This window comes from Bradyrhizobium diazoefficiens USDA 110 (genome assembly GCF_000011365.1).
GTDB lineage: Bacteria > Pseudomonadota > Alphaproteobacteria > Rhizobiales > Xanthobacteraceae > Bradyrhizobium > Bradyrhizobium diazoefficiens.
The window spans coordinates 6,136,809-6,158,903 of record NC_004463.1 but is presented as its reverse complement, the minus strand read 5'-3'; the positions used below and the strand labels follow the sequence as shown (position 1 = coordinate 6,158,903).

Sequence of the window (22,095 nt, the reverse complement as noted above, 5' to 3'; positions counted from 1 at the left end):
TGCGCACCATAGTTCGGTGCTTCGCACCGCCCCGGAATGACGGAATCAATGGTTTCACTTCCCCTCCCGCTGCTTCATGCGGGGATCGAGGGCGTCGCGGGCGGCGTCGCCAATCAGGTTGATGCTGAGGATGGCGATCGAGAGCAGGAGGCCCGGCCAGAAGATCAGCGACGGCTTGATCTGGAAGTACTGGCGGCCCTCGGCCATGATGTTGCCCCAGGTCGGTGTCTCCGGGGAGATGCCGGCGCCGAGGAAGGAGAGGATCGCCTCGGTGAGGATCGCGGAGGCGCATACGTAACTGCCCTGCACGATCAGGGGCGCGATCGTGTTCGGCATCAAGTGCCGCCACATGATCTTCGGCAGGGATGAGCCGACCGAGATCGCCGCCTCGACGTAGGGCTCTTCACGCGCCGAAAGCACGACCGAGCGCACCAGGCGCGCCACGCGCGGAACTTCGGGGATCGTGATCGCGATCAGCACGGTCCAGATGCTGGCACCGGACAGCGACACCACGGCGATCGCGAGCAGGATGCTCGGCATCGCCATCAGGCCGTCCATGACCCGCATCAGGACGGAATCGACCAGCTTGAAGAAGCCGGAGACGAGGCCGATCGCCAGCCCGATGACGATCGACAGGATCGCCGAGCCGACACCGATCAGCAGCGAGATGCGGCCGCCATAGATGACGCGCGACAGCAGGTCGCGTCCGTAGGCGTCGGTGCCGAGCAGGAATTGCGCCGAGGTCGGCTTCAATCGTTGCGACGGCGCGAGCTGGATCGGATCGTGCGGCGCGATCAGCGGCGCCAGAATCGAGATCAGCACGATCAGCGCGAGCAGGACCGTCGCCGTGGCGATGATCGGCGTCGAGGTGAGGAATCCGAAGCGCGGCCGCAGCGGCGACGTGATCGGAATGGACGACTGGGGAAGGGTATCGACCGACATTTTTGTCCTTATCCTTGCCTCAGTACCGGATCCGCGGATCGAGCAGGGTGTAGGCGACGTCGATCAGGAGATTGACGACGACATAGATCAGCGAGGTCAGCAGGATCATCGCCTGTATCACCGGATAGTCGCGCGCTAGCACCGCATCCACGGTGAGGCGGCCGATGCCGGGGATGTTGAACACGCTCTCGGTGACGACGACGCCGGAGATCAGAAGCGCAAAGCCGGTGCCGATGACGGTGATCACGGGCACGGCGGCGTTGCGCAGCGCATGGCGCATCATCACGGCGACTTCATTGATGCCCTTGGCGCGCGCGGTGCGGACATAGTCCTCGCCGAGCACGTCGAGCATCGCCGCGCGCGTCATGCGCGCGATCAGCGCGATGTAGATGAAGGAGAGGGCGCAGGTCGGCAGGATCATGCGCTCGAAGAACGGACCGAAGCCGTTCGAGATGCTCTTGAAGCCCTGCACCGGCACCCAGCGCAGGTCGATCGCGAAGACCTCGATCAGGACATAGCCGACCACGAACACCGGGACCGAGAAGCCGAGCACCGAGAGACCCATCACGAAACGGTCGATCCAGGTGCCGTGCTTCCACGCCGCGATCACCCCCAGGGGGACCGCGACGATGACGGCGAGGATGATGGTCGACAGCGCGATCGAGATCGACGGCTCGACGCGCTGGCCGATCATCTTCATCACCGGCAGGTTGGAGATCAGCGACGTCCCGAGATCGCCGTGCAGCAGTTTGTTCACCCAGGTGATGAACTGCACGATCAGGGGCTCGTTGAGGCCGAGTGAGGTCCGGATGCGCTCCAGCCGTTCCGGCGTCGCGTTGTCGCCGGCGAGGATCGCGGCGGGATCGCCGGGGGTGAGGCGGAGCAGGAGGAAGACGAACAGCGCGACGACGCCCATCACGGGCACGGCGGCGAAGATTCGGCGAAGGAGATATCCGAGCAAGTTGAATCCGTCAGATTAGAGTCAAATCGGCGGCAACGGTCGTTGCCTGTTCTGCCATCAGCCTAACATTTGAGCAATTCCCGTGCCATCAGGGCCACAGGTTTTGCAGTGCGGCCAGTTATTTTCTTGCGGCGTCGTTCCGGGGCGATACGCCAGCATCGAAGAATCTCGAGATTCCGGGTTCGCGTCTTTCGACGCGCCCCGGAATGACAATCTAATCACTCCAGCGTGGCCAGCAGTCCTGCCATCAGGCGGCCGCGTTCGACCAGGCTCTCGACTTCGATATACTCTTCGAGCGTGTGGACATTGCCGCCGCGCACGCCCAGGCCGTCGAGCGTCGGGATGCCCATCGCGCCGGTAAAGTTGCCGTCCGAGCCGCCGCCCGAGCTCGCATGCGGCAGCTCGGCGCCGAGCGATCTGGCGATGTCGCGCGCCTTTTCGTACAGCGCCATGGTGCCGGCATCGGGTTCCCACACGGGCCGGGTGACGCCACGCGTCACCTTGAACGCAACATCATTGGTTGTGCCTGACAGCGCCAGCATCCGCTCGACGCCGCGATCGAGATCGGCCTGGCGCTTGGCCATCGAAAGCGCTTCGCCGGTGGCGATCGTAGCAACGCAATTAACCCATTGTCCGCCATGCACGACGCCGACCGAGAAGGTGCAGTCCTCCGTCGTCATCGCATCGATGGCGAGGATCTGCCGCGCCATCTCGCGAATCGCCGAGCGGCCCGCCGACAATGTCGAGCCGGCGTGGCTGGGCCGGCCGGTCGCCTCGAGATTGAATCGCGCGATCGCGTAACGTCCGGTGGTGACGCCGTTGTCGGCACGGCCGGGCTCGGGCACCAGCACGTATTTGTTGCGCGCAGCCTCGGCCTCGATGATGTCGCGTGTCGAGGGCGTGCCGACCTCCTCGTCCGGCGTGAACAGCACGGTGATCGGCAGCGGCGTGGTGAAGGAGGCGCGCGCCAGCTGCCGGATCGCTTCCAGCGAGAGATAGTTGCCGCCCTTCATGTCGCAGATGCCGGGGCCGTAGCACTTGCTGCCCTCACGCCGCCATTTCAGCTTCTCGATGGTGCCGACCAGGTGGACGGTATCCATGTGTCCGGCGATCAGGATGCCGGGCTCGCCCTGCTTCGGATGGGGAAAGCGCGCACGGATCACGCCGCCAAAGCCCTGGCGGCCGGCGATGCGTTCGATCGTCGCACCCATGATTGCCATATCCCGCGCTGCGATATCGAGCATGCGGTTCACGGCGCTCGCGTCCCAGGTCGGGCTTTCGCATTCCACCCATCCGCGCAGGCCCTCGAGCATCGCCTCGGAATCGAAGGGAAGATTGGCTGGATTCATCGTCATGTCTCTCAAGCTTCGAAAGATGGAACGCGCATTGCATCGGCGCGGGGCAGGACAAGCGGAGAGCGTTGTAGAGCCAAACCGATCTCTGGGGAGCCCGTGCGCGCGCCGCCTGGGCCTGCAACGAAACCGGATTGACGCGCTCGGCACTGTCTGCAAGTCTCGAAAAGATAAAGGCATTGCATGAGGTTAGTTCGCCCAAAGAACGAACCGAATGCCCAACCAATAACCTGCCTTTGAACAGTTTCACGTCAGGAGAAACTTTTTATGTTCCACTTCATGCGCCGGGCGCCTCGCGCGTTCGCCTCCAAACTTGCGCTGTCGGTCGTCGCGCTCTCGACCGCGCTGGCCTCGCCAGTCCTTGCAGCCGGCAAGACCCTCACCGCGGTAATGCATTCCGATCTGCGCATCATCGATCCGATCTTCACCACGGCCTATATCACGCGTGACCACGGCTACATGGTTTACGACACGCTGGTGGCCACCGATTCGAACTTCAAGATCCAGCCGCAGATGGCGGACTGGAAGATCTCCGACGACAAGCTCACCTACACCTTTACACTGCGCGACGGCCTGAAGTGGCATGACGGCACGCCGGTGACCGCGGAAGACTGCGTTGCCTCGCTGAAGCGCTGGGGCGCGGTCGACGGCATGGGCCAGAAGCTCATGGACTTCACCGCGAGCCTCGAGGCGACCGACGCCAAGACCATCACGTTGAAGCTGAAGGAGCCCTACGGCCTCGTGCTCGACTCCATCGGCAAGCCGTCCTCGCGCGTTGCCTTCATGATGCCGAAGCGCCTCGCCGAGACGCCGCCGGACAAGCAGATCCCCGAGCAGATCGGCTCGGGCCCGTTCAAGTTCGTGCAGTCGGAATTCCAGCCCGGCGTGAAGGCTGTCTACGTCAAGAACACCGATTACGTGCCGCGCAAGGAGCCGGCGAGCTGGACCTCCGGCGGCAAGGTGGTGAAGGTCGACCGCGTCGAGTGGATCACGATGCCGGACTCGCAGACCGCGGTGAACGCGCTGCAGTCGGGCGACATCGACTTCGTGGAGAACCTTCCGTACGACATGCTGCCGGTGCTGGAAGCGAACAAGGAGATCACGATCGAGGTCTCGAACAAGTTCGGCTTCCAGACGCTCGGCCGGATGAACTTCCTGTATCCGCCGTTCGACAACGTGAAGGTGCGCCGTGCTGCCTTTCTGGCGATGAACCAGAAGGACGTTCTCGATGCGCTCGTCGGCAACGCCAAATATCAGAAGGTCTGCGGCGCGTTCTTCGTGTGCGATACCCCGCTCGCGACCGACGTCGGCGCCGAGACCCTGGTGAAGGGCAATGGCATGGCGGAAGCCAAGAAGGCGCTCGCCGAGTCCGGCTATGACGGCACTCCGGTCGTGGTGATGGCGCCCGGCGACGTCACGACGCTCAAGGCGCAGCCGATCGTTGCGGCCCAGTTGCTGCGCGAGGCCGGCTTCAAGGTCGACCTGCAAGCGACCGACTGGCAGACGGTGGTGAGCCGCCGCGCCAGCCAGAAGCCTCCGAAGGAGGGCGGCTGGAACATGTTCTTCACCAACTGGGTCGCGGCCGACGTCTCCAACCCGATCGCCAATCTCTCGATCGGCGGCCAGGGCAAGAAGGGCGGCTGGTTCGGCTGGGCGGAAGACCCCAAGATCGAGCAGCTCAAGGATGCTTTCGTCCGCGCGCCGTCGGTCGACGAGCAGAAGAAGATCGCCGCCGACATCCAGAAAGAAGCCTATGAGCAGGTGATCTACGTTCCGCTGGGGCAGTATCTGCTGCCGAGCGGCTGGCGCAAATCGCTGAGCGGTGTGCTCGACGGGCCCGCAACGCCCCTGTTCTGGAACGTCGACAAGTCGGAATAGGCGGGCGGGTCCTTCCGCCTTTCGTCCGGATTATCACGCGGCGCCGCTGTCACCAGCGGCGCCGTTGTCGTTTGCCGGCTCGAGACGACCGTGGAGCCTTTAACTCTTCCAGTTTCCAATCATTGCTATTTGTTTCCAACCTGAAATAGATGTGCCGTCTTCGCGCATCACTTTCCCTGTCCCAACTGATTCCTGTGCCAGTCGATTTTGCATTCCAGGCGATGGCCGAACGGTCCGATCGCGCGCCGGCGCGATGGCGCCGGCCCTTCCTGCGCTGGCTCGACGGCGTCGAAGCGGGCTGGGCCGTGCCGCTTCTCATCGCCTGCTTCGTTGCGATCTGGACGCTCTATCTGGCCATCGCCTATGCCGGCGGCGGCCTGCACCCCGATACGCTCGAGGCCTGGACGCTCGGACGGAACTTTGCCTGGGGCTATCACAAGCATCCGCCGTTGATGGGGTGGGTCGCGGCGGCATGGACCTTCGTCTTTCCGCTCAGTGACGGGTCGCTGCAACTGTTGGCGATGGCCAATGCCGGGCTTGCGCTGTTCTTCGTCGATCTGATCTCGCGGCAGTTCGTGACCGGGCACAAGCGCATCCTGGTGCTGCTGCTGTTGATGCTGACGCCGGCCTATCAATTCCACGCCCAGCGCTTCAACGCCAATGCGGTGCTGCTCGCGACCTGGCCGCTGGCGACCTGGTGCTTCCTGCGCGCATTCGAGACGCGCGGCAAGCTGTGGGCGGTCGCTGTGGGATGCACGACGGCGCTCGCGATGGTCGGCAAATATTATTCGATCTTTCTCGTCGCGAGCTTCGCCTTTGCCGCGCTGGCGCATCCGGCGCGGCGCGCCTATTTCACCTCGGCTTCGCCCTGGATCTCGGTCGCCGTCGGGCTCGCGGCGCTGTCGCCGCACCTCTACTGGCTCGCGACGACGGGCGCGTCGGCCTTCACCTATGCGCTGGCTCATGCCAACGGCAACGCTGTGAGCTCGCTCGGTGAGGCGAAGAATTTCCTGCTGGGGCTGGCCGCGGCCATGAGCGTGTCGGCCGTGTCCTGGATGCTCATCGCCGGCACGCGGCTGAAGCAGTTTCCGGCCGACTTCATGGCAATGAGTCCGGGCCTGCGGCTTCTCCTCTACATTGCGATCGGCACGATCGTGCTGCCGGTCCTGACGTCGCTTGTGATGGGAACGGATCTGCCGTCGCTGTGGGCGTTGCAGGGGCTGTTCCTGTTCGTCATTCTCGTGGTCTGCGGCACGCGCTATCCGATCGAGCGGTTCTACACCGTCAACCTCGCGGTGACCGCGGCCGGCGTCGCGCTCGCCGCCGTCCTGGTCGCGGCCCCGATCCATGCCGTCTATCGCAACAATCACGGCTACGAAGAGGGCCGGAACTTCTACGCGCAGGCGGCCGGCGAATTGACGCGCGAGTGGCGCGAGCTGACCGGCGAGCCGCTGAGCGCCGTGAGCGGCGATGATGCGCTGGCTTTTGCGGCGGCATTCTATAGCCCCGATCATCCCTATTATGCACGGCCGCTCGCGTATCAATACATTTGGGGTTTGCCGCGCAAGAGGACGCTGGATCGCGGCTGGGCCGCGCTCTGTTTCCGCGGCCAGGACTATTGCAACCGTTGGATGGAACGGGTGTCCTCGGGCGCCGGACAGTTCGTCAGGCGTGAATTCACCGTGCAGGCCACGCTGTGGGGCCGGCCCGGTCTCACGCGGGAGGTGGTCGTGCTGATGGTGCCGCCGCGCGGAAGCAGCGCCGCGCCCGAGAGCAGCGCAAATGATTTCAGTGCGAGCCGGCGTCCGACGGAATAGGCTGCGCGCTCAACAATGGCTGTCGCGCAGCCGCTCGAGGCCTTCGCTTGCGAAAGGCGCGTTGAACGCAGCCTGCTCGGCGTTTGGCTCGGAACGCCCCGTATCAGGCCGATCCGGGGTGGGGTCTTCGCGGTGTTCCGGTTCCATAGCGGCGGCCTCTCGAATTGCTGCACTACAACATCGAGGCCGGCCGGAAGTTCCTCATGCGGTGGGGCGATGATGCGGCTTGAACAGCCGGCCCTTCTCCACCACCAGCACGATCGCGAGCGCAGCCAGCGTCGACAGGAAGAAGCCGACCGAGAACGGCAGCAGCGTGCCGTCAAAGCTCTGCCCGATCGCCATGCCGACCGCGATGCCGATCAGCGTCGTGATCGAGCCGTAGAGCGAGGAGGCGGTACCGGCGATATGGCCCTGCGGCTCCATGGCGAGCGCGGTGAAGTTGGCGACCATCATGCCGAACGAGAACATCATCAGCGCCGACAGTGCCATGAACAGGGCAAGCGGCAGCATGTTCAGGATTTCGGTGACCAGCATGACGCTGGCGACCACGGCATAGAGCGTCAGGGCGCCGTGCGAGATCACGCGCATGCCGAGCCGCCCGACCAGCCTCGCATTGAGGAAGCCGGCAATGGCGGTGCCGGCCGCGATCGCAGCGAAGGCGAGCGGGAAGTAGTGGCCGAGGTGATAGACGCCGGTGAAGACCTGTTGGGCCGAGAACATATAGGCGAAGAGTGCGCCGATGACGCTGCCGGCGGCCGTCGCATAGCCGATGGTCTGGCGATTGGTCAGGGTCTGCCGGAACGCCGAGAGCACGTCGGCGGGCGCCAGCGACCTGCGTTCTGACTGAGGGAGGGTTTCGGGCAGCCGCAGCACGGACCATGCGAGCGCGAGCAGGCCGTACAGCATCAGCACGACGAAGATGCCGCGCCATTGCGTGACGAGCAGCACCGCCTGTCCGAACGACGGCGCGATCACGGGCACCGCGATGAACACCATCATGGCAAGCGACATCACGCTCGCCATGCGGCGGCCGACATAGCAGTCGCGTACGATCGAGGTCGCGATCACGCGCGTTGCCGAGGTGCCGAGCCCTTGCAGCGCGCGTGCCAGCAGCAGCGTCTCGAACGAGGGCGCGGCAACCGCCAGCACGCTCGCCACCGCATAGACCGCCATGCCGCCGAGCAACACCGGGCGACGGCCGAAACGGTCCGACAACGGACCCATGACGAACTGACCCACGCCGAAGCCGATCAGGAAGGTCGACAGCACGAGCTGGAGATGGTTGGCGACGGGAATCTTGAAGGCGGTCCCGATATTGGGCAGCGCCGGCAGCATCATGTCCATCGCAAGCGGATTCAGCGCCATGATGGACGCGATCACGATGACGAATTCGGGAAAACCCATGGGCCGGTGTCCCGAGGACACCCAGCTGTCGGCATTGACGTCGGACAAGAAGCTCACCTCTGATTGGAAGGCTTTATGTATTGTCCATGCTGCGGCGCACAACCCATGTTTTGAGATGGCTGTCAGGCGGAGCGGGAGCGGACAAGGCTTGGTGAGGCCCGCCGTCGCTCCGGGACAGGTCGGCTGGGGCGCGAGCGCCGTTGCACCGGCCACGCCGCCTGGAAGGCGTTCGGTCAACAGCCTGACGAAGCGGCGCGGCGATACCACCCAAGGTGGCAGGATTCTTGCTACGGTATCCGTCGCCGGAATGGCCGCGGAGAACCGTGATGCTCTCTACGCAACGCTCGCTCGCGACGGCCCAGCTCGGCCGCAACAGCTTCGAGGAGATCTTCGAGTCCCGGACGCCGTTGCGCGAGGCCGCCCTGGAGTCGTTTCGCCGCAGAAACGCGGTGCTCGACGGAATCTTCTACGACATCGGCAAGGTGACCCAAGAGGAGGCCCACGAGACTGCGCCTTGGCTCGCGCGCGAGGGCGCGATCCTGATCGTCCCGCCATCCGGCGCCGGATCGCTCAAGCTCTGCAACACCGTGGAAGACTTCGCCAATGCTGGCGGCGCCGATGTCCGTATCCTGGCGGTGGCCGGCGTCGGCAGTTCGGCGCTGGGGGCGGCGGCCTTCGCACGGAATGTCGCCGACGCGTTTGGCGTGTCGGCTGCTGCCGTGGTGTCGGGCTACGGGCTTGCCGATCTCCTGACCGAGGCGCTCGGTGGCTGGTTCTGGTTCGGCACGCTCAACCGCCTGCGCCATCAGTTCGAGGAGCTGGACGACGTCAGCCGGGCGCTGAACCGGCCCGAGACCGTCAGTCCGCCGACATCACCGCTCGAACTCGGCCGCGTCAGCCTGGATACAAGGACGGTCATGGCTTTGCTGGCCGATGATCGCTTCAGCTTTTCGCTGGTGACCGGACACTCCAAGGGCAACCTCGTGGTCTCGGAAGCGCTGTACGAGCTGAGGGAGCAGCCGGCGATCGAACAGACCATTCCCGACGACAAGTTCTGGATTGTCACGGTGTCTGCGGCGGTCGCGATGCCGCCCCGGTACAAGAAGATCGTCGACGTGATGGGCACGATCGATGGCTTCGGCGCGCTCAACTCGACGCCGGGAATCTCGATCGAGAAGTCGTGCCCGTTCAGCTGGCACCACACCAACACGGATTTGCCGCTTCACCTGCCGGTCACGAAGGTGTTCAGGGAGCTCAGGGTCGAGCGGAATGTCGCCGTCTGAGTTACGCCGGGACTCGAAATGACGTCAGCGTACCGGGACGAAAGCGATGCGATTGCAGACGGCGCCATCCGCCGTCCTCGCGCCGTCAACTCTCGTGGTGCGGGCAGCCGGGGTCGAACCGGCACAGCGCTTGCGCACCGAGGGATTTTAAGTCCCTTGCGTCTACCAATTCCGCCATGCCCGCTTGATCCAACGAGATCAAACACTTAAGTCCACCTTCGGCCGTTTGGAATTGGCGCTTCGCGGGCCGGGTGGGTGGTTCTTCCTTAAGCGAGCCGGCCGCACAAGGCAAAGCCTCAATCCGGACATCTGTTGCTGCTTTAGGCATTCTCAATCCACGGGGACTATTCATCCGGCATGGTTGCTTCGCTTTCCCATCGCCTGCGCTTTTGCGGCGCGCTTTTCGTGCTGCTCGCGGGCGGCGCGCTGTCCGGCTGCGCGAGCATGAGCGAGACGGTCGCTCCGGCGTTTGCCGATCCGGCAAGATACGATCTGTATGATTGCAAGCAGCTCGAGTCCGAGCGCAAGGGGCTCGCCAGCCGCACCGCGGACTTGCAGAGGCTGATGGACAAGGCGCAGACCGGCGCCGGCGGCGCCGTCGTGGCCGAACTCGCCTATCGCAACGAGTACGTCGCGGTGCGTGGTCAGGCGCAGCTGGCCGAAGAGGCCTGGCGCCGCAACAGGTGCCGCGAAACGCCGCCCGAGCCGGCACCGGCTGCTGCGCCTGCGGCTGCCGCCAAGCCTGCGCCGAAATCCGGGAAAGCGGTCCGCTGAAGCGCCGCGCCTGCAGCGCTTCGCATCAGGGGCGCCAGCCGTAGATCCAGTCCTGCCGCGCCAGCATGCGCTCCGGGCCGAGCGCCCGGATCGCAACATCGCGCGCAATCGCGAGCGGTCCGCTGAAATGATAGATGCGGCCCTGCTGCCGTGCGGTCCGCTGCACCCGTCGCACGCGCGCCTGGCGTGCGCGGCCATATTGCTTCAGCGCTGCGACGATGCCGTCCGTGCTCTCGGCGGTCTCGGGGCTCAGATGCTGTGCCAGCACGGCGGCATCCTCGATCGCCATGCCGGCGCCTTGCGCGGCGAACGGCAGCATCGCATGCACGGCGTCGCCGAGCAGCGCGACCGGGCCTTTGCTCCAGGGGCAGCCGTCGGGCACGCCGAACAGCGCCCATTTGCGCCAGCCATCGACTGCGGCGAGCATCATCCGCGCCTGCGACGGCCAGCGCGGCGCGGCGAACGCATCCATCACCTCGCGCGGATCGCCGGGCGTGCTCCAGCCCGGCCTGTTCCAGGTGCCAGGCAGCACCGCGACCACGTTGATCTGTCGTCCGCCCGCGATCGGATAGGCAACGAGGTGGGCGTTCGGGCCCATCCAGAGCTGGACCCGGCGCGCGGTGTAGTCCTTCGGCAGCTGCGTGGCGTCGAGCGTACCGCGCCAAGCGATCAGCCCGGAGAAGCGCGGCTGCACCTCGGGAAACAGATGCTGGCGTACCGTCGACCAGATGCCGTCGGCGCCGATCAGCGCGCTGGCGAGATCGCTGCGGCGGATCGTGCCGCTGCGATGGACGACGGTCAGCCCCTTGGCATGAGGCGCGACGTCTTCGAAGGTCGCACCTAGCTTCAGGTCGATGTCGGGATGGTCGGAGACCGCGCCGGCGAGCGCGGACTGCAGGTCGGCACGGTGCACCACCCAATAGGGTGCGCCGGCGCGCACCGAGGCCGCTTCGCCGAGCGGCATGCGCAGCAGTTCGCCGCCCGCCCGCGCGCTCATGATCGAGACCGCCTCCGGGACGACGGCACGCAGCTTGAGCCGTTCGGTCAGGCCGAGCCCGACCAGCACGCGGCTCGCATTGGGGGAGAGTTGCAGGCCCGCACCGACTTCCTCGAGGCGCTCGGCTTTTTCCAGCACGACGATACGGAAGCCCCGGGCGGCCAGCGCAAGCGCGGCCGTCAGTCCACCGATTCCGGCTCCGGCAATGACAATCGTTCGGGAGAGCGCCACCCCTGACCGGTGGACGCGGTCAGGCCACCTTGTCCTTCAGGACGCATTCCGGCGGACGGGCTTCGCCGGCCTTCAGGTCGGCCGCGAAGCGGTACAGCGTCGAGCAGTAGGGGCAGATGATCTCGTTGTCGTTGCCGAGGTCGAGGAAGACGTGAGGATGATCGAACGGAGGGTTGGCGCCCACGCACATGAACTCTTGCGAGCCGATCTCGATGACGGGAACACCGGCATCGTTATGGAAGTGCGGGACGACATGGTCGGACATCGTAACTCATCCTGGAGTGGCAGTGGCGGCAGACACAATCACAACTGACGCGGCATCTTTGAGGCGCCGCGGACCATACTGGCGGGTGCAGATGATTGCTAGCCCGGCGGAACCGAAAGGTTCGCAACTGCCCCATGCTCATTTGCTCATGCAAATTCGACACAATCTTGCGGCCTGAGAGAAGCCCTTCTTTCGTCGGGGACGTTGTGTCGCAATTTTGGCATACTATGTCTGTGGACGAGTGGAATTGCGGCAAAAGATCAACCTTCAGGCGCAAACGATCCAGGCAAACGATCTGGGAACATCCGGGCTCTTGGCATGAAGTGGCTGCGAATCAGCACAGCGTTGACCGGCATCGCGGCATGCAGCTTCATGCTCGCGCAGGTCGCGCCGCACGCCCGCGAGGCCGGCGCGATTCTCGCCGCCCAGGATGATCCGGCCGCGCTGTCCGAGCTGAAGCTCGACGCCGTACTGCGACAGAACGACCGCCTGGTTCAGGACAATATCGAGGCCGCGCTCGCCGCCGGCGATGCCGATCTCGCCGACAGTTTTGTCGCGCTGGCGCGTGACCGCAACATCGCGGTGCCCGACGACCTCCTCGCCAGGGTGAGCGATGCGGTCAAGGAGGAAAACTCCACCTCGCATTTCGCCAGGCGCTTCGCGACCGGTCTCGTCACCGGCAGCGGCGACGATGTCGCAAGCCTGTCCGGAACCGTGGTCGGCGATCTCTTCGTGATCGGCGACGTCAGGGACGTCGTGCGCGAGGGCAAGCATCTCGCCATGGGCGAGGACACCGACCGCCTGGTGCTGGGCCTTGCAGCCGCCGGCCTTGCGGTGACGGCGGCAACCTATGTGTCCATCGGCGGCGCCGCGCCCGTGCGCGCCGGCCTGACGCTGGTGAAGGATGCGCGGAAAGTCGGGCGGCTCGGCGAGGGCCTCGCGGCCTGGGCCGGCCGGTCCGCGCGCGAGTTTGTCGACACGCCGGTGCTCCAGAACGCGGTGGCGTCCGGCTCGGTGCTGCGGCCGGGCCAGACCGTGAGCGCGATCAAGGCCGCGTTCCGGGCCGAGAAGGCAGGTGCCCTGGTCCGGCTCGGCAAGGACGTCACGCGCGTTGCCGAGAAGACCGGCACGCGCGGCGCGATGGACAGCTTGCATATCGCCGAGGGCCCCAAGGACGTCGCGCGCGCGGCGCGGCTGGCGGAAGCGCAAGGCAGCAAGACCCGCGCGATCATGAAGCTCTTGGGCCGCGGCGCGCTGCTGCTCGTCGGCGGCGCGTTCGATCTTGCGCTCTGGCTGTTCGGTGCGGTGCTGACGCTGTTCGGCCTGTTGTCTTCGATCAAGGCCACCACCGAGCGCCTGACGCAGGCCTGGTGCGATCGCAGACGGGCGCGGCGGCTTCGCCGGGCGCAGGTCGCCGCCGAAGCCGCTCTGGCAGTTGCGGCCGGTCCGGCCTAGAATCAACCCTTCCCCTCAACACCGCGGAATATCTGATGCCGAGCTTTCACAACGGCGCCGTTGAAATTGCCTATCTCGACGAAGGCGAGGGCGATCCGATCATCCTGGTGCACGGCTTTGCCTCCAGCAAGAACGTGAACTGGGTCTATCCGACCTGGGTCTCGGAGCTGCGCAAGAACGGCCGCCGTGTCATCGCACTCGACAATCGCGGCCACGGCGAAAGCGCAAAGCTCTACGAGCCCGCGCAATACTCGATCCCGACCATGGCCGGCGACGTGCTCGCGCTGATGGACCATCTCGCCATCCCGCAGGCCGACATCATGGGCTATTCGATGGGTGGGCGGATGACGGCGTGGCTCTCCCTGAACGAGCCGCAGCGCCTGCGCTCGGCGATCCTCGGCGGCATCGGCATCGGCGGCCTGATCGAGGGCACCGGGCCCGGCGAGAATGTCGCGAAGGCGCTGGAAGCCCCCGCGCTCGACGACGTCTCCGATCCCGTGGGGCGCACCTTCCGCGCGTTTGCCGATCAGACCCGCTCTGATCGGAGGGCGCTCGCCGCCTGCCTGCGCGGCACGCGCGACCTCATGACCAGGGGCGAAGCTGCACGCATCGACGTGCCCGTGCTGATCGCGGTCGGCTCTACCGACGACGTCGCTGGCTCGGCCAGCGCGCTCGGCGCCATCATTCCGGGCTCGGAAGTGCTCGACATACCGGGCCGCGATCACATGCGCGCGGTCGGCGACAAGGTCTACAAGACTGGCGTGCTCGATTTTCTCTCACGCCGCGGCTGAGCCTATAGGTTCCTCGTCGCCGAACGCGCGCGCCAGCGCCATCAGCACCACGAAGGTCGCAACCCACACCATGCGCGCGCCGTAGCGGTCGTGCGGACCGGAGATGACGGCGCAGATGAAGGCGTTGCCGAGCAGCGCGAGCGTCACCGTCGCCGCCAGCAACGTCAGATCGTCGAGCCGGCGGCGCGCCAGCGCATGCGCGAGCAACCCGACCAGCGCCAGCATCGAGGCCAGCGCGACGGGAACATGCAGCCAGTTGACGTAGTCGAAATTGACATCCCATTGCTGTTGCCGCGCCGCGCGCATCGGCGCGATCTGTGCGGGGATGTAGCGCTCGATGATGCCGTAGGTGTGCGGGATCCAGCCGCTGGTGCCTTCGCCGGTCGCCACGTGCAGCAATTGCTGGCCCACCGCTCGCATTGCGGCGCCGGCCTGCCAGGCCGGATAGTCGGCGAGCGAGTGCACGACGATATAGCTCATCTCTTCGTTCATGCCCTCAAACCGGCCGAGCGCGTTGAACACGCTCTTGCCCCACAGGAATTCGTCGGCGGTCGCCGGCAATTCGTTCCGATAGGGACAGAGCTTGAAGCTCTCGCGCGGGCAGTGGTCGTTGAGATAGCGCGCGACGATGCCGTCCTGCATCATGCGGCCGAAGGCGACGCCGTAGCCGCCCGGCGTCCAGGCCCATTTGCCCGACAGCGCGTGGTTCGCAGCGACCAGCATCAGGCCGCCCGCGACGATGGTCATGCTCGCCTGCGCCAGTCCGGCGAGCGGAAGCCTGCGACCCACGAACGGCCGCGCCATCCAGCCGGCGAGGCAGAGTCCGAGCAGCACGCCGAGCGTGGCGCTGTGGGTTGCGGCGGCAAAGGCGGTGAAGACGAACAGCGCGATTTTTTCGTGCGGCGACGTGCGCTGGGCTCCGACGACGAGGAGGAACAGCGACAGCACCGACAGTCCCGTGAAGATGTCCGTGAGCAGCATGCTGGCCAGCCAGGGCAGCGCGGTCGACAGGATCAGGAGCAGGCTGATCGCGACGAAGCGGAACGTCTGCAACAGGCCGAGGACGCGCAAGCTGAGCTGCAACAGCCACAGCGTCGCCAGCGACTGGATCGCGAGGTTGATCCAGAAGCCGAAGCTTTCGCCGGAGTGGAGATAGAGGCCGAACACGGTGGACCGGCTGGGGACGAGATAGCCCTCGTACCAGCGCGCCAGATAGCCGCCGGTATCCCACTGCAACAGCGGATAGCCGTTCCAGAACGCCGGCGCGATCATCAGGAGGGGTAGGGCCAGAGCGGCGAGCCGCACCCAGAGCGAGCCCGCGGGGCGCGCGCGCAAATGATCGGTGGTGGTGGTCAAATCCGCTCCGTCGTCGTCCGGACCATGCCTGCAATAAGGGGTAGGAGAGAATTCACCAATAGTTTGACGCTGCCCGGCTTGAATTTGGCAAAACCCTGACCACTTTTAGCCGACCTTGCCGCCTGGGGGCGTCAGAAGAAATTGTTGTGTTTCAACGCGTTGGCGGCTTTCGCGGGGCAAGGTGCTGTTCACTCTCAGGCAAGCCCGTCAGGACTTTGTCGCCTAGACTGTGCTATAGAACCAACAAAACGAGCCCATTCGAAAGAGCAGATCCCATGGCAGTGCATCAGGTCAATCCGGGAGGAAAGCTCGCATCCCTCGATCCGATCTGGGACCGGATCCGGAGCGAAGCGGAGGACATCGTCCATCGCGAGCCGGAGCTTGCGACCTTCATCTATTCGACGGTGCTGCATCACAGCCGTCTCGAGGATTCGGTGATCCATCGTCTCGCCGACCGGCTCGATCATTCCGCGCTGTCGGGCGATCTCGTGCGCCAGACCTATGACGAGGCGCTGCGCGACGATCCCGATCTCGGCAACGCCTTCCGCGCCGACCTCGTCGCCGTCTACGATCGCGATCCCGCGACCTCCCGCTTCATCGATCCGTTGCTCTACTTCAAGGGCTTCCACGCGATCCAGACCCATCGCCTTGCGCACTGGCTCTGGCTGAAGGGCCGCAAGGATTTCGCGTATTATCTCCAGAGCCGCGCCTCTGCGGTGTTCCAGACCGACATCAATCCCGCCGCGCGCATCGGCCGCGGCATCTTCCTCGACCATGCCACCGGCTTCGTCTGCGGCGAGACGGCGGTGATCGAGGACGACGTCTCGATCCTGCACGGCGTCACGCTCGGCGGCACCGGCAAGGAGAACGAGGACCGTCATCCGAAGATTCGCCATGGCGTGCTGATCGGCGCGGGCGCGAAAATCCTCGGCAACATCGAGATCGGCCATTGCGCGCGCATCGCGGCGGGCTCGGTCGTGGTCAAGCCCGTGCCGCACAACGTCACGGTCGCGGGCGTGCCCGCCAAGATCGTCGGCGAGGCCGGCTGCGCCGAGCCGTCGCGCACCATGGATCAGATGATCAACGCGATGGGGCTTTGAGCTCAAGAAGAGGGGCCGGATTCTCCGGCCCTGTCCGTCCCCAAATTCTTTGGCAATTCATGCTGGCGGTTCGTCGCGTCTCGGCCTAAAACCCCGCCAACCCAGATTTCGATTGGAGACTTGCCGTGGACGTCAAGGAAGTAAGGAAGCTCGACGCGTATCTGAAACGCGTATTCGGCAATCCCAAGATCCGCGTCGTGCCGCGGCCGAAGAAGGACGATTCCGCCGAAGTCTATATCGGCGAGGAGTTCATCGGCGTGCTGTTCGTCGACGACGAGGACGACGATCGCTCGTTCCAGTTCCAGATGGCGATCCTCGAGGACGATCTCGTCGATCAGGAATAGCGCGGCGATCGTGTCGCTCAATGGGGCCGCGCACACCGCGACCCCTCATTCTATTTCCTTGTAAGAATGCGCAGCCGCGCCGTGGCATCAGCGACAGTGATGTCCTCTGCATCGACGAGGTCGGCTTGCACGACCATGTCGCGCTCCGTCCGCTCGATGACCCGTGCCCGCGCCGTGATCGGTCCGACCGTTGCGGGCTTCAGGAAGCGTGTGTCCAGGCTCCGCGTGATCACAGTCTGGTCAGGGGATAGCGCTGCGAGCGCGCAGATCCCGGTGGCGGAGTCCAGCATCGCCGCAAGGAATCCGCCCTGGATGGTCCCATGCCTGTTGGTGAATGCGGGTTGAGCCTGGAAGCGGATCAGCGCATGCCCGCTCTCGTCGAAGCCGAGCCATTCGCGCCCCAGCAGCTGGGCACCGGGTGGGAGATGTGTGGCCGCATCGTTCAATCGGTTACCCCATGCTGACATCATGCCCCTGTCTTGCCCGACGGGTCAAGCGCGACTTCGAAAAATGCGAAGCGGCGCCATGGCTTGGCTACTGTGCATGGGGTTGTTTTCGATTTTCTTCGTCGGGAGGCTACAGCCCATCTCTGCAAGCCGATCTTGCCGGCGGCGTAGAGGCCGCGCTCATCCGCGCGGTCCGCGCAGCTGCGCCGTCAGCTTTTCCATCGCGTCCGCCGCGTCGCGCCACTGCGACAGCCAGCTGCGCGGAAAGCGGAAGGTGAGGTCGGCGCCGCCAACGCGGCGCTCGGAGAGGCACATGCCCGGGGTCGCCGCATCGCGCGTGCAGCGTGCGGTCAGCGCGGGGCTTGCGGCAGAATAGAGATCCTCGCTGCCGTAAGGTGTGTCGGCGCGGAACATCCGCATCGTCAGTCCGTCCTCGGGCATCGTCGCGCCCGGCTCGAGATAGCGCGGATAGATCGTGGCGGTCCGCTGCTCGGGCGAGAGCGCATCGTGATGGGCCGCGATCGACAGGAAGATGCGGTCGATCGGCAGCAACGACGCATCCACCGTGTCGGCGCTGACGTGCTTCGGCGTGCCGGGCGGCTCCAGCGAGGGATAGAGGAAGTCGAGATCGATGCGCTCCTGCGGCCCCGAGTGCCGCTGGATCTTCATCCGGATCGCCGTCGTCGGCAGGTTGAACAGCGTGCCGCCGACGCTCACCGGCAGCTTGTCGGGGGCGTTGGCGCCGCTGGTGCCCCAGGTCGGCCACAACAGATAGGCGACGAGCGCGACGGCGCACACCGCCGCCGCGCCGCCGAGCACGATCGGGACGATATGCGCCCGGGTGCGCGTCCGGGGGGACCGAGGGGAGGCTGCCGAAAACACCGTCATGACTAGCGCGCGTGGGCTCGTGGTCGGCCGATGGCCGACGAATCAGCGGCGAATATGCCATGCGGCGGCGATTTCGCGGAGCGTTCCCCGGCTGCGGGGAAAGGGGGAGGGCCCTGCGCCGGATGGCCGGCGGCGTTAACCTTCCCTTAAGGATAATGTAGCGTTAACCGGCACTATTTGTCACAGGAAAGCTCCGGCGTTGCGTAAGGGCGGACCGTTCCGATGACACCTGAAGCTCTCAATTCCTTCTTCTCGATTGGCATCGGTTTCGCGCTCGCTGGCGCACTCGTGAACGGATACCAGGCGGTCGCGCAGCGGCCCGCCGGCTTCGGCCTGTTGCAGGACGGCGTGGCCCCGAAGACCTTCGCGGCGGTGCCGTTCCTGGTGTTCGCCGCACCCTTCATCATCATGCGCAACACGCTGCGCGGCATGCGGCTGGAAAGCCGCCGCCTCGAATTCGTGATGATGGCGACCGTCATCGCCGGCTTCTGGAGCATGATGAGCGGCACCTTCTTCCTGATGACGCTGCGGGCGACCGGCGTCCTGGGCTGACGCTTTGCAGGGCTGCCGGTGCGGGTGGCCCTTTGCCTCCGCGCCGCCGTTTCGCTATGCCAGTCTCAGCGTGACAGGAGACCTCCATGGCGATCTACGAGCTCGACGGGCAGGCGCCCGATCTTCCCGCCGACGGCAACTATTTCATCGCGGAGACCGCAACCGTGATCGGCCGCGTGCGCCTGAAGCCGGGGGCGAGCGTCTGGTTCGGCGCGGTGCTGCGCGGCGACAATGAATGGATCGAGATCGGCGAGGGCGCCAACGTGCAGGACGGCTCGACCTGCCACACCGATCTCGGCTTTCCGCTTGTCATCGGCAAGAACTGCACCGTCGGCCACAACGTCATCCTGCACGGCTGCACGATCGAGGAGGGTGCGCTGATCGGCATGGGTTCGATCGTGATGAACGGCGCGAAGATCGGCCGCAACAGCATCGTCGGCGCCGGTTCCGTCATCACCGAGGGCAAGGAGTTTCCCGAACGCTCCCTGATCATCGGCTCGCCCGCGCGCGTGATGCGCACGCTCGACGATGCCCAGGTGCAGAGGATGGGAAGCGCGGCGAAGTTCTACGTCGCCAACGGACCTCGCTTCACGAAGGGCCTGAAGCGGATCGGGTGAATTCAGCTTCCTTCTGACTCGCGGGCTTCCATCGCGCCTGCGCCCTTCTCGTGCCCCGCAGCCCAGAGCGCATGTTCGTCGCTGCCGTCCGAGTAGGGATTGGCCTCGGCCGGGATGTTGTCGCGCGCGGCGCGCTCGCCTTCTGCAAATGGATCGCGATCGGTCATCGTGATTTGGCCTTTCCGGACTTCGGACGCGCGGCCGGCTTGTCCGGTTCGGCGCCGAGCCTGGCGCTCTTGCGCAACGCGTCCCGGAGATCGATGGGGATGCCATGCTTCTTCAGCAGGTCGGCGAAGGCTTCATCCGCAAGCTCTTGGAACGTCGCCATCCGGTCGCGTCCCAGCTGCTTGAGCTTGTCGAACGTGTCCTCGTCGAACGCGATCAGTTTGCGCATGATCGTGCCTGCCTCCTCGTTCCAAGCTGATGTGACGGCATTTGTTCCGGAACGGTCTTGGTCCGGACCGTCTGCTCGACAAGAAGATGAAGAGCATCTGCCGCGGCCGCTGATGCTCGCGCGGAAGTGAGTCAGGATGGCTGTCACGAGTGCCCCGACAGCATTACCTTGATCCTGCGTTGAAGCGTGGAGCGTGTCCACGCGGAGGATCGAGTAGATGCTACGGAAGATGATGATGGCGGCGCTGACCGTCGCGGCGGTCGGGCTCTCGGCGCCGCAGGCGGCCCAGGCGGGCGGCGGTTTTGGACATGGCGGCTGGGGCCACCATGGCGGCGGCTGGGGCCATGGCGGCGGCTGGGGCCACGGTGGTGGCGGCTGGGGCCATGGCGGTGGCGGATGGGGCCATGGCGGCCATTGGCACGGCGGCGGCTTCTGGCCCGGCCTCGCCATCGGCGCGGGCATTGCCGGTGCCGGCTACTACGGCGGCTATTACGGCTATGGCTACCCCTATTACGGCGACCCGTATTATTATGGTACCGGCTACGATAACGGCGGCTATGGCGGCTGCTATGTCGTGCGCAAGCGCGTGATGACGCCTTCGGGATGGCGATACCGGCGCGTCGACGTCTGCGAGTGAGGCGGGAAGACCTGCCAGCCTGCTAAAAAACAAGGTCGTTGACGCAGTATACCGTCAACGACCTTGCCAGCCCCGGATATTGAAATCGGCTCACGCCATCCGGTAGCGGAGAGCATGGCGTGGAATCATACGGGCAAATGTGATCCAGTTCACAAGTGGAGAAAATTAAACCCGCAGGCCGTGATCCGCTCAGCCGTGCGAGCGCTTGCGCGCGCTGGCATGGACGCGGTGGCGTGCCGGTTTCCTGCGGGTAACCGACGGCGTTTCGGCCTCGGTGGCCCGGGCGCTGGCAAAGGACTGGCGCAGGCCGTCGATGGACTCGTTCAGGGTTGCCACCTGCTCCGACAGGCGTTTGGTATCGGCCTGTTGAGCTGCGAGCAGCCGCTTCACGGTCTGGAGCTGGTCCTGCACGACCTGGAGCTGGTCGATCGATTCCTGCTGGGTTGCCTCCAGCCCCTTGGTCTTCTCGACCAGCTGCTCGGAGGCCTGGGCGGTGCGGGCCTGGAGCTGCCGTGACGCGACCACCCGGTCGGCCTCCGGCGCAGAGCCGGTATAGGCGCGCCAGATCGCAATCGAAGTCACACCGGCGATCAGCAAGAGAAGGGCGGCGGCGGTCAGCGCGATGGGCTGGGCGCCGAGGCGAAGCAGGGGGTTGGACGGTGTATCCTCTGCGAGATCGATCATCGCTGACAAAACCCAAATTGAAACTTGGAGAGTGGCGAAGACCGGCAACCCTGAAGCCGCCGGGATGTCCCGAAAACGTAACAGTTCGGCAACAAATGGGACCAAAAAGAGGCTGAATGCGAAAAACCAGCAGTCTTCTGGCCTTGGGAACCTCTAAAGGCCGCGCCGGAAGCAGCGATCAGGGCTGAAACGGCGAAAACGGCCCGGAATAGGTCTTCGACCGTGGCGCAGCGTAGGGCCCGAGCCGGGACGTCTTCAGGCCGAGCCGCACCAGCGATTCCGCCAACGTCACGGCGGCGGCGACGCCGTCGACCACGGGCAGGCCGTGGGTTGCAGCGAGCTCAGCGGCGAGATCCGCCATGCCGGCGCAGCCGAGCACGACAGCCTCCGCACGGTCGTCGCGGATCGCGGCCGTGATCTCCGCGGAGATCTTTGCGAGCGCATCGGCGTTGCGCTCTTCGAGCGCGAGCACCGGCACCTCGGCGGCGCGGACGCGGGCGCAGCGCCCGGCGAGACCGTACTTCGTCAGATTGTCCTCGATCGGCACGATGGAGACACCGAGCGTCGTCACCACGGCAAAGCGCGCCGCGATCAGGCTCGCCATGTGAAAGCCCGCTTCGCCGATGCCGATCACCGGCGCCTTCGCCACCGCGCGTGCCGCGTCGAGGCCGGTGTCGTCGAAACAGGCGATGATGTGCGCGTCAGCGCCGTCTCGGTCGGCCTCGCGGATGCAGCCGAGCATGCCGGGCACGGCGAAGGCCTCGTCGTAAAAGCCCTCGATCGAGACCGGGCCCATCGTCGGCTGGCGCGCGTCGATCTCGGTGCTGGGCAGGGCGACGCTGCGCGCTGCAGCGGCGATCTTCGCCGTCATCGACGCGGTGGTGTTGGGATTGACGACGTGAAGTCGCATCGGATCAGACCAGCCCC

24 protein-coding genes and 1 tRNA gene are annotated in these 22,095 nt (G+C 65.5%); 11 read left to right on the top strand and 14 right to left on the bottom strand.

What is annotated here, in order from left to right; all coding sequences use genetic code 11:
• Positions 1-54: 54 nt before the first annotated feature.
• From BJA_RS28320 to BJA_RS28310, 3 genes are all read right to left on the bottom strand, one after another.
• Positions 55-942: an ABC transporter permease gene (locus BJA_RS28320; RefSeq protein ID WP_011088345.1), complete on the bottom strand. Its 888-nt coding sequence runs from the start codon at positions 940-942 to the stop codon at positions 55-57.
• 19 nt (positions 943-961) lie between these two features.
• On the bottom strand, positions 962-1,903 hold the full coding sequence (locus BJA_RS28315) for an ABC transporter permease (RefSeq protein WP_028175416.1): 942 nt from the start codon (positions 1,901-1,903) through the stop codon (positions 962-964).
• Between the two features lie 218 nt (positions 1,904-2,121).
• A complete protein-coding gene (locus tag BJA_RS28310) occupies positions 2,122-3,252 on the bottom strand; it encodes a M20/M25/M40 family metallo-hydrolase (RefSeq protein ID WP_011088343.1) in 1,131 nt (376 codons plus the stop codon).
• 270 nt (positions 3,253-3,522) lie between these two features.
• Between BJA_RS28310 and BJA_RS28305 the strand changes: the two genes are divergently transcribed.
• On the top strand, positions 3,523-5,133 hold the full coding sequence (locus tag BJA_RS28305; protein WP_011088342.1) for an ABC transporter substrate-binding protein: 1,611 nt from the start codon (positions 3,523-3,525) through the stop codon (positions 5,131-5,133).
• 221 nt (positions 5,134-5,354) lie between these two features.
• Complete coding sequence (locus tag BJA_RS28300) at positions 5,355-6,950, top strand: glycosyltransferase family 39 protein (protein WP_236842087.1); 1,596 nt, start codon at positions 5,355-5,357, stop codon at positions 6,948-6,950.
• A gap of 201 nt (positions 6,951-7,151) precedes the next feature.
• Here BJA_RS28300 and BJA_RS28295 read toward each other — a convergent pair whose 3' ends face one another.
• Positions 7,152-8,402, bottom strand: coding sequence for a multidrug effflux MFS transporter (locus tag BJA_RS28295; protein ID WP_063921631.1), 1,251 nt, complete (start codon positions 8,400-8,402; stop codon positions 7,152-7,154).
• Between the two features lie 278 nt (positions 8,403-8,680).
• Between BJA_RS28295 and BJA_RS28290 the strand changes: the two genes are divergently transcribed.
• Entirely contained in the window at positions 8,681-9,637 is a 957-nt protein-coding gene (locus tag BJA_RS28290; RefSeq protein WP_038967760.1) for a hypothetical protein, read from the top strand.
• Positions 9,638-9,732: 95 nt separating this feature from the next.
• On the opposite strand, the gene BJA_RS28285 is transcribed toward BJA_RS28290, so the two are convergent.
• Positions 9,733-9,821, bottom strand: a tRNA-Leu gene (locus tag BJA_RS28285).
• 173 nt (positions 9,822-9,994) lie between these two features.
• Here BJA_RS28285 and BJA_RS28280 point away from each other — a divergent pair.
• Entirely contained in the window at positions 9,995-10,411 is a 417-nt protein-coding gene (locus BJA_RS28280; protein WP_011088338.1) for a hypothetical protein, read from the top strand.
• Positions 10,412-10,436: 25 nt separating this feature from the next.
• On the opposite strand, the gene BJA_RS28275 is transcribed toward BJA_RS28280, so the two are convergent.
• Together BJA_RS28275 and BJA_RS28270 are read right to left on the bottom strand one after the other, a co-directional pair.
• Positions 10,437-11,639, bottom strand: coding sequence for an FAD-dependent monooxygenase (locus tag BJA_RS28275; protein WP_011088337.1), 1,203 nt, complete (start codon positions 11,637-11,639; stop codon positions 10,437-10,439).
• A gap of 19 nt (positions 11,640-11,658) precedes the next feature.
• The gene (locus BJA_RS28270; RefSeq protein WP_007602543.1) at positions 11,659-11,904 is read right to left on the bottom strand and encodes a zinc-finger domain-containing protein; all 246 of its coding nucleotides are present in this window, start codon (positions 11,902-11,904) and stop codon (positions 11,659-11,661) included.
• Between the two features lie 318 nt (positions 11,905-12,222).
• Between BJA_RS28270 and BJA_RS28265 the strand changes: the two genes are divergently transcribed.
• Together BJA_RS28265 and BJA_RS28260 are read left to right on the top strand one after the other, a co-directional pair.
• The gene (locus BJA_RS28265) at positions 12,223-13,359 is read left to right on the top strand and encodes a hypothetical protein (protein WP_011088336.1); all 1,137 of its coding nucleotides are present in this window, start codon (positions 12,223-12,225) and stop codon (positions 13,357-13,359) included.
• A gap of 35 nt (positions 13,360-13,394) precedes the next feature.
• Positions 13,395-14,150 (top strand): alpha/beta fold hydrolase, encoded by a 756-nt coding sequence (locus BJA_RS28260; protein WP_038967757.1) that lies wholly within the window; start codon positions 13,395-13,397, stop codon positions 14,148-14,150.
• Here BJA_RS28260 and BJA_RS28255 read toward each other — a convergent pair.
• Positions 14,136-15,506 (bottom strand): hypothetical protein, encoded by a 1,371-nt coding sequence (locus tag BJA_RS28255; protein WP_038967756.1) that lies wholly within the window; start codon positions 15,504-15,506, stop codon positions 14,136-14,138. The two genes, BJA_RS28260 and BJA_RS28255, sit on opposite strands and share 15 nt — an antisense overlap.
• Before the next feature lie 275 nt (positions 15,507-15,781).
• Here BJA_RS28255 and cysE point away from each other — a divergent pair, with 275 nt between their 5' ends.
• On the top strand, positions 15,782-16,606 hold the full coding sequence (cysE, locus tag BJA_RS28250) for a serine O-acetyltransferase (protein ID WP_028175407.1): 825 nt from the start codon (positions 15,782-15,784) through the stop codon (positions 16,604-16,606).
• Between the two features lie 125 nt (positions 16,607-16,731).
• On the top strand, positions 16,732-16,950 hold the full coding sequence (locus BJA_RS28245; protein ID WP_007602550.1) for a DUF3126 family protein: 219 nt from the start codon (positions 16,732-16,734) through the stop codon (positions 16,948-16,950).
• A 50-nt stretch (positions 16,951-17,000) separates the two neighbouring features.
• Here BJA_RS28245 and BJA_RS28240 read toward each other — a convergent pair whose 3' ends face one another.
• Entirely contained in the window at positions 17,001-17,420 is a 420-nt protein-coding gene (locus tag BJA_RS28240) for a PaaI family thioesterase (protein ID WP_011088332.1), read from the bottom strand.
• A gap of 156 nt (positions 17,421-17,576) precedes the next feature.
• The gene (locus tag BJA_RS28235; RefSeq protein ID WP_011088331.1) at positions 17,577-18,284 is read right to left on the bottom strand and encodes a hypothetical protein; all 708 of its coding nucleotides are present in this window, start codon (positions 18,282-18,284) and stop codon (positions 17,577-17,579) included.
• A 222-nt stretch (positions 18,285-18,506) separates the two neighbouring features.
• Here BJA_RS28235 and BJA_RS28230 point away from each other — a divergent pair, with 222 nt between their 5' ends.
• Positions 18,507-18,836, top strand: coding sequence for a DUF6949 family protein (locus BJA_RS28230; protein ID WP_011088330.1), 330 nt, complete (start codon positions 18,507-18,509; stop codon positions 18,834-18,836).
• Between the two features lie 86 nt (positions 18,837-18,922).
• Positions 18,923-19,453 carry a gamma carbonic anhydrase family protein gene (locus tag BJA_RS28225; protein WP_011088329.1) on the top strand — a complete coding sequence of 177 codons (531 nt, stop codon included), beginning with the start codon at positions 18,923-18,925 and terminating at the stop codon, positions 19,451-19,453.
• A 2-nt stretch (positions 19,454-19,455) separates the two neighbouring features.
• On the opposite strand, the gene BJA_RS42420 is transcribed toward BJA_RS28225, so the two are convergent.
• Positions 19,456-19,620 (bottom strand): hypothetical protein, encoded by a 165-nt coding sequence (locus BJA_RS42420; RefSeq protein WP_165448165.1) that lies wholly within the window; start codon positions 19,618-19,620, stop codon positions 19,456-19,458.
• Complete coding sequence (locus BJA_RS44080; protein ID WP_011088328.1) at positions 19,617-20,048, bottom strand: hypothetical protein; 432 nt, start codon at positions 20,046-20,048, stop codon at positions 19,617-19,619. The genes BJA_RS42420 and BJA_RS44080 overlap by 4 nt, the downstream gene beginning before the upstream one ends.
• 16 nt (positions 20,049-20,064) lie before the next feature.
• On the opposite strand from BJA_RS44080, the gene BJA_RS28215 reads away from it, so the two are divergent.
• Complete coding sequence (locus tag BJA_RS28215; protein WP_011088327.1) at positions 20,065-20,484, top strand: hypothetical protein; 420 nt, start codon at positions 20,065-20,067, stop codon at positions 20,482-20,484.
• Between the two features lie 189 nt (positions 20,485-20,673).
• On the opposite strand, the gene BJA_RS28210 is transcribed toward BJA_RS28215, so the two are convergent.
• Together BJA_RS28210 and BJA_RS28205 are read right to left on the bottom strand one after the other, a co-directional pair.
• Entirely contained in the window at positions 20,674-21,168 is a 495-nt protein-coding gene (locus BJA_RS28210) for a hypothetical protein (RefSeq protein ID WP_011088326.1), read from the bottom strand.
• A gap of 178 nt (positions 21,169-21,346) precedes the next feature.
• On the bottom strand, positions 21,347-22,078 hold the full coding sequence (locus tag BJA_RS28205; protein WP_011088325.1) for an aspartate/glutamate racemase family protein: 732 nt from the start codon (positions 22,076-22,078) through the stop codon (positions 21,347-21,349).
• Positions 22,079-22,095 lie beyond the last annotated feature (17 nt).

Bases quoted from the DNA above. Each gene is read 5' to 3' on its own strand.
- cysE (WP_028175407.1), top strand. From the start codon at position 15,782: ATGGCAGTGCATCAGGTCAATCCGGGAGGAAAGCTCGCATCCCTCGAT.
- BJA_RS28235 (WP_011088331.1), bottom strand. From the start codon at position 18,284: ATGACGGTGTTTTCGGCAGCCTCCCCTCGGTCCCCCCGGACGCGCACC.
- BJA_RS28290 (WP_038967760.1), top strand. From the start codon at position 8,681: ATGCTCTCTACGCAACGCTCGCTCGCGACGGCCCAGCTCGGCCGCAAC.
- BJA_RS28225 (WP_011088329.1), top strand. From the start codon at position 18,923: ATGGCGATCTACGAGCTCGACGGGCAGGCGCCCGATCTTCCCGCCGAC.
- BJA_RS28280 (WP_011088338.1), top strand. From the start codon at position 9,995: ATGGTTGCTTCGCTTTCCCATCGCCTGCGCTTTTGCGGCGCGCTTTTC.
- BJA_RS28260 (WP_038967757.1), top strand. From the start codon at position 13,395: ATGCCGAGCTTTCACAACGGCGCCGTTGAAATTGCCTATCTCGACGAA.
- BJA_RS28305 (WP_011088342.1), top strand. From the start codon at position 3,523: ATGTTCCACTTCATGCGCCGGGCGCCTCGCGCGTTCGCCTCCAAACTT.
- BJA_RS28240 (WP_011088332.1), bottom strand. From the start codon at position 17,420: ATGATGTCAGCATGGGGTAACCGATTGAACGATGCGGCCACACATCTC.
- BJA_RS28270 (WP_007602543.1), bottom strand. From the start codon at position 11,904: ATGTCCGACCATGTCGTCCCGCACTTCCATAACGATGCCGGTGTTCCC.
- BJA_RS28300 (WP_236842087.1), top strand. From the start codon at position 5,355: ATGGCCGAACGGTCCGATCGCGCGCCGGCGCGATGGCGCCGGCCCTTC.
- BJA_RS28215 (WP_011088327.1), top strand. From the start codon at position 20,065: ATGCTACGGAAGATGATGATGGCGGCGCTGACCGTCGCGGCGGTCGGG.
- BJA_RS42420 (WP_165448165.1), bottom strand. From the start codon at position 19,620: ATGACCGATCGCGATCCATTTGCAGAAGGCGAGCGCGCCGCGCGCGAC.
- BJA_RS28320 (WP_011088345.1), bottom strand. From the start codon at position 942: ATGTCGGTCGATACCCTTCCCCAGTCGTCCATTCCGATCACGTCGCCG.
- BJA_RS28230 (WP_011088330.1), top strand. From the start codon at position 18,507: ATGACACCTGAAGCTCTCAATTCCTTCTTCTCGATTGGCATCGGTTTC.
- BJA_RS28210 (WP_011088326.1), bottom strand. From the start codon at position 21,168: ATGATCGATCTCGCAGAGGATACACCGTCCAACCCCCTGCTTCGCCTC.
- BJA_RS28205 (WP_011088325.1), bottom strand. From the start codon at position 22,078: ATGCGACTTCACGTCGTCAATCCCAACACCACCGCGTCGATGACGGCG.
- BJA_RS28265 (WP_011088336.1), top strand. From the start codon at position 12,223: ATGAAGTGGCTGCGAATCAGCACAGCGTTGACCGGCATCGCGGCATGC.
- BJA_RS28310 (WP_011088343.1), bottom strand. From the start codon at position 3,252: ATGAATCCAGCCAATCTTCCCTTCGATTCCGAGGCGATGCTCGAGGGC.